This window comes from Salegentibacter maritimus, assembly GCF_016236975.1.
Lineage (GTDB): Bacteria > Bacteroidota > Bacteroidia > Flavobacteriales > Flavobacteriaceae > Salegentibacter > Salegentibacter maritimus.
Genome location: NZ_JAEHNY010000006.1, coordinates 84683 through 86547 on the forward strand (window position 1 = coordinate 84683; position 1865 = coordinate 86547).

Here is a 1865-nt window from a genome sequence, read left to right on the forward strand (position 1 = left end):
AGTCCAGGCTGTTTCTTCATCAAAGCTCTAATTAAGTGGTATTTCAATCAGTTTAGATCCCAGGATGACGTAGCATTCGTCACCCCGAATTTATTTCGGGGTCAAAGTTGTTTTGAAATCGAGAGTATAGGTTGGTGAATTTAGATCATATTAGATGCTGAAACAAGTTCAGAATGACGCAGCTTACGTGAACCGAATTCAAATCGGGGCAGGCTCTAAAATAAGTTCAGCATGACGTGTGGCTCTTCACCCCGATTTTTGATCGAGAGTCCAGGCTGTTTCTTCATCAAAGCTCTAAATAAGTGTTATTTCAATCAGTTTAGATCCCAGGATGACGTAGCATTCGTCACTCCGAATTTATTTCGGGGTCTAAGATGAAATTTTACATTTTTAAACATGCTAGATGCTGAAACAAGTTTTGCATGACGTTAAAGTCGTAAAATTCAAAACCACTCTCTATACTGCATTACCCTAAAATCTATGGTATTAAAATCTCTATCTTTTTGTTTTAATTGCTTGTAAAGCTCCATACTTCCAATGGCACGATTAGCCGAACCCGATGGGGCGGTTAGGGATACGGTTTTTATAAGTCGCCCATCCAGCAAAAATTGATGTACCCTGGGTACCTCATTAGAAATTAGTTTTAATTTGATATCACTTTCGATTTGTTTTAGATGCCTTCTAAAAAAATATTCCGGGCCATTTTTAGAATTTCCACCGGTAAAAAGCAAAGTATCAATTTTGGAGTTTTGTTGTAGAATTTCAGTAATATTTCGAAGTTCCACTTCCTGCATTCCAAGATCTGAAGCATCTATCTTATCCCTCCTACTGCTTTCCACCATATCGCAAATTCCAATCCCTCTCCTTTTAAGAAAGTCTTTGCGTTGCTTTATAGCCGCTTCTGTAGTTTCAAATTTAAGGCCCAACTCAAAGATAACATCAAGCACAATCCATAAGAGTCCGTCGCGACTGCCATAACAAAAATTTACGTCGCCTTCTTTTAATTCGCCTTTGGTAAAACGCGGTGGCGGCAAGGTACCTACAATTAGTTTTGTAGCATTTTTTGGGATAAATGGTTTAAAAGGATGAGTGTGATGAAACATTGTGATTCGCGTTTTTTTGTTTTGGAGTTTGTTGTTTGGGGTTTGTTGTTCTCCTGACTTTTGCCTCTTTATTCCTTTCTCTATTCTCTTACCTATTCACTTTTAACTTTTAACCTTTAACTTTCACCCCCTCTAGACGGTAGTTATTAGACTGTAGTCTTAGTCAGGTATAGGTTTAAAATTCCATGACTTTTGCCTCTTTATTCTTTTCTCTATTTTCTTACCTTTTTCTTAATCCCTATTAACTATTCACTTTTAACTCCCCCCTGGACGGTAGTTGTTAAACTCTAATCTTAGTCAGGTATAGGTTTAAAATTCCATGACTTCTGCCTCTTTATTCTTTTAACTATTCTCTAGTCTCTCACCTCTTTCCCTAATCCCTATTCCCTATTAACCTTTTAACCCTCCCCTCTAGACGGTAGTTGTTAGACTGTAGTCTTAGTCAGTTATGGGTTTCCTCACTTCTACCTCTTTATTCTTTTCTCTTTTCCCTATTCTCTTACCTCTTTCCCTATTAACTATTCACTTTTAACTTTTAACTCCCTCTAGACGGTAGTTATTAGACTGTAGTCTTAGTCAGTTATGGATTTTTAAATTCTCTGACTCCTGCCTCTTTCCCTAATCCCTAATCCCTATTCCCTATTAACCTTTAACCTTTAACTTTCACCCCCTCTAGACGGTAGTTATTAGACTGTAGTCTTAGTCAGTTATGGATTTTTAAATTCTCTGACTTCTGCCTCTTTCCCTAATCCCTAATCCCTA

1 protein-coding gene is annotated in these 1865 nt (G+C 37.5%); it reads right to left on the reverse strand.

Translation table 11 applies throughout. The features are described 5' to 3' along the window. Window positions 1-443 precede the first annotated feature (443 nt). Complete coding sequence (locus tag I6U50_RS07970; protein ID WP_198638452.1) at window positions 444-1103, reverse strand: uracil-DNA glycosylase family protein; 660 nt, start codon at window positions 1101-1103, stop codon at window positions 444-446. Window positions 1104-1865 lie beyond the last annotated feature (762 nt).